Origin of the sequence: Streptomyces sp. NRRL WC-3618 (assembly GCF_001280005.1) — a bacterium.
Classification (GTDB): Bacteria; Actinomycetota; Actinomycetes; order Streptomycetales; family Streptomycetaceae; genus Streptomyces.
This window is the reverse complement of record NZ_LGDW01000078.1, coordinates 1-3,172: the sequence shown is the minus strand read 5'-3', so window position 1 is coordinate 3,172 and position 3,172 is coordinate 1. Positions and strand designations below refer to the sequence as shown.

4 protein-coding genes and 1 pseudogene are annotated in these 3,172 nt (G+C 69.5%); 2 read left to right on the top strand and 3 right to left on the bottom strand.

The features are described from left to right. Nucleotides 1-179: 179 nt before the first annotated feature. Complete coding sequence (locus tag ADL01_RS10745) at nt 180-569, bottom strand: ester cyclase (RefSeq protein WP_234354584.1); 390 nt, start codon at nt 567-569, stop codon at nt 180-182. A 126-nt stretch (nt 570-695) separates the two neighbouring features. On the opposite strand from ADL01_RS10745, the gene ADL01_RS10740 reads away from it, so the two are divergent. Then, nucleotides 696-1,274 carry a PadR family transcriptional regulator gene (locus tag ADL01_RS10740; protein ID WP_053741707.1) on the top strand — a complete coding sequence of 193 codons (579 nt, stop codon included), beginning with the start codon at nt 696-698 and terminating at the stop codon, nt 1,272-1,274. Nucleotides 1,275-1,294: 20 nt separating this feature from the next. Continuing rightward, nucleotides 1,295-2,278 (top strand): NADPH:quinone reductase, encoded by a 984-nt coding sequence (locus ADL01_RS10735; protein ID WP_053741706.1) that lies wholly within the window; start codon nt 1,295-1,297, stop codon nt 2,276-2,278. A gap of 38 nt (nt 2,279-2,316) precedes the next feature. Here the strand turns inward: ADL01_RS10735 and ADL01_RS44620 are convergent, their stop codons facing one another. Both ADL01_RS44620 and ADL01_RS10730 read right to left on the bottom strand, forming a co-directional pair. Then, complete coding sequence (locus tag ADL01_RS44620; protein ID WP_159049494.1) at nt 2,317-2,556, bottom strand: hypothetical protein; 240 nt, start codon at nt 2,554-2,556, stop codon at nt 2,317-2,319. 208 nt (nt 2,557-2,764) lie between these two features. Further along, nucleotides 2,765-3,082, bottom strand: a pseudogene (locus tag ADL01_RS10730) (hypothetical protein); the annotation flags it as partial. Nucleotides 3,083-3,172 lie beyond the last annotated feature (90 nt).

Below are 3,172 nucleotides of genomic sequence, written 5' to 3'. Positions count from 1 at the left end.
GCAGTGGAAACTCGTCCGCGTCGGCTTCACGGGCTTGAGCTCCTGCTGACACCGGTATCCGGTTCAAGCCCACCGCAACTCCCCTTGCCCGCTGGGCAATCGGAGTTGCGGTGGGCGCGCGCCCGAGGTCGCACGGCCGACAGCGAGGTCCGAAAAAACTTGGACCGGGCGGCAATCTCTTAGCCCGGCAGGGCACCGATCTGCTGCATCACCCCGAGGAGATCGGGCTGGCCCCGTTCGCCGACGATCCGGCCGTCGGCCAGGTAGTAGAAGTTCATGGCCTGCACCGAGATCTTGTTGCCGCTCGCCGGGATCCCGAAGAATTCACCGTCGTGGGTTCCCCGCATGGTGAACCGCGCGGCCACGGTGTCGCCTTCGGCGACCGTCTCCTCCAGCGTCCACTGGACGTCGGGGAAGGCGCCGCGCATCATCCCGATGACTTCCAAGTACCCGTCGGGCCCCCGCAGTGGTTCCGGATGGCTGGGCGCGTGGAACACCGCGTCCGGAGAAATGACCTCGCGGGCGAGATCCTCGTTGCCCGTGTTGATGAACTCGACGAAACGGTTCATCACTGACTCGGTGGACTGCGATGGCATCTTGCTGTGCCTCTCCAGAGACGTTAGGGCGGGTACCTGCGAGCGTAACATCGAATCGATGTTCACATCGATTCGATGTTCGCGTGCGAAGATGGACTCATGCTGGAACTCGCGATACTCGGCTTCCTCGCCGAGGGACCCCTGCCTGGACACGAGCTGCGCCGCCGCGTCTCACAGCTGACCGGCTATACGCGGCCGGTCAGTGACGGCAGCCTGTATCCGGCGATCAATCGCCTGACCAGGGCGGGCTTGATCGAGCGGCGCGCCGACCCGGCCGCGGGGGCGGCCCGGTACGTGCTCAGCCTGACCGCGGCCGGACGGGCCGACATGCTTCAGCGCCTGCGCAAGCCCGCCGACCACGAGATCACCGACTTCACCCGGTTCTACGTCGTCCTGGCCTTCCTCTCCCAGCTGCCCGACCTGGCCGAACGGCACGCGGTGCTGCGCAGACGGCTGGAGTTTCTGGAAGAACCGGCGAGCTTCTTCTACGACAACGAGCGGCCCGTGCGTGCCGAGGAGATCGCCGACCCGTACCGGCGGGGCATGCTGCTCACCGCCCGCGCCACCAGCCGCGCCGAACGGACCTGGCTGCGCGAGACCCTCGGGGAGGAACCGCCCGTATTCGACACCGCATCCACCAACAGCGATCCGCACACGCCCGCCGCTCCCGCGAGCTGACTGCCCACGGAGGTACCCCCATGCTTGCATCCTGGTACGACGCCCAGGGCCCCGCCGACGATGTCCTGCACGTCGGTGAACTCCCTGATCCCGTCCCCGGCCCCGGCGAGGTCCGCGTCCACGTCACCGTCTCGGGCGTCAACCCCGGCGACACCAAGAAACGGCGCGGCTGGCTCGGCTCGTCCATGCCCTATCCACGGGTGATCCCGCACAGCGACGCCGCCGGAGTCATCGACGCCGTGGGCGCCGGAGTCCACGCCCACCGCGTCGGACAACGGGTCTGGGTATACGGCGCCCAGTCCTACCGCCCCTTCGGCACCGCCGCCCAGTACACCGTCGTACCCGACCACCAGGCCGCCCCGCTGCCCGACCACCTCAGTGACGAACTGGGCGCGAGCCTCGGCATCCCCGGCATCACCGCCCACCGCACCGTCTTCGCCGACGGCCCGGTCGACGGCCAACTGGTCCTGGTCCACGGAGTCCTCGGCGGCGTCGGCTCCCTGGCCGCCCAGCTCGCCCACTGGGCCGGCGCCACCGTGATCGCCACCGTCCGCCGAACCGCGGACCTCGAGCACGTCGACCCGGCCGTCGTCTCCCACGCCGTCGCCCTGGACACCGGCGAGCCCGCCGCTGCCATCCGCTCGTACGCGCCGCGGGGCGTCGACCGGATCATCGAGGTCGCGCTGTCCGACAACGCCGACCTCGACAACGCCGTCGCCGCCAACAACGCAGTCATCGCCGCCTACGCCACCCGCACGGACCGCACCGAGATCCCCTTCTGGCCTCTGCTGTTCAACAACGTCACCCTGCGGCTGCTCGGCAGCGACGACTTCCCCGCCGAGGCCAAGCGCCAGGCCGCCCGCGATCTCACCTCCGCCGCCGCCGTCGGCGCCCTCACCGTCGCCGTCGGCGACTGTCACCCGCTGGACGACATCGCCAAGGCCCACGACCGCGTCGACGCCGGCGGTGGCCACGGCCGCATCCTGCTCACCATCCCCCAATAACGCAGACTCGGAACACTGTCCTGCTCAACTGCCCAGCCCTACGGGTCGGCCCGTCGCGCTGCCAAGGGATCGGACCAGTTCCCGCCGGCGAGGGTGGCCCAGCGTTCGGCTGTCCTGGGGTGGATACCGAGCAGGTCGGCGATGACCATGGGCGGCAGGTCCACCAAGGCGTCCATCATGGCGGTGTGCCGTGCAGCGCGGGCGGGCAGACCGTGGTGTCTCAAGGTGTCGGCGAGGCCGAGGGGGTTGCGCGGGCGTCCAGGGCTGTGACCGGGCAAGAGGTATCCGCACCCCGTGGTGTTGCTGTGCCGGGGGCTGGGCTGCGGCTGATCGTCGATGAGGCGGCGAGCTTCGGCGGGCGCACGAAAGGGTGGTGGTCGACCGTCAGGTAGGTACGCCCCTGATCGCGGCGAACGCTGTCGTCGGTGAGTTCGACGATGCGGGTCAGAGGGAGGGCGTAGAGGCGGTAGGGGGCCTGCCCCTCGATCATCGGGGCGTCCGCGCCAGCGGCTGGTAGTGGTCGGCAACCACCCGGGCCATGGCCCCGATCTTGTCCTCCCTGACCTCCCTGGCCGCGAAGAACACGTGGCCCCGCGCCTCTGGGTGCTCCTTGGCGAGGGTGAGGTGTCGGGACAGCTCGGCCGGGTCCTGCCAGGCCGCGGGCTGCGCCGGGTCGCCCGCTTTGTACAGCGCCTCACCGACGTACAGCTTCGTGCCCGTGCCCTGCGCGACACCCGCCCACCAGGGCAGCAGCTCGGCGTAGTCGGCCGCGGCGAAGCCGATGTTCCAGTAGATCTGCGGGCAGAAGTTCTGACGCCGCGTCAATCTCCTTCGGAGCTACGACACTTCGAAGATCAGCCCCGTGGCCGTTCGCCCATGCGAGCGCCATCTCGA

Bases quoted from the DNA above. Each gene is read 5' to 3' on its own strand.
- ADL01_RS10735 (WP_053741706.1), top strand. From the start codon at position 1,295: ATGCTTGCATCCTGGTACGACGCCCAGGGCCCCGCCGACGATGTCCTG.
- ADL01_RS10740 (WP_053741707.1), top strand. From the start codon at position 696: ATGCTGGAACTCGCGATACTCGGCTTCCTCGCCGAGGGACCCCTGCCT.
- ADL01_RS10745 (WP_234354584.1), bottom strand. From the start codon at position 569: ATGAACCGTTTCGTCGAGTTCATCAACACGGGCAACGAGGATCTCGCC.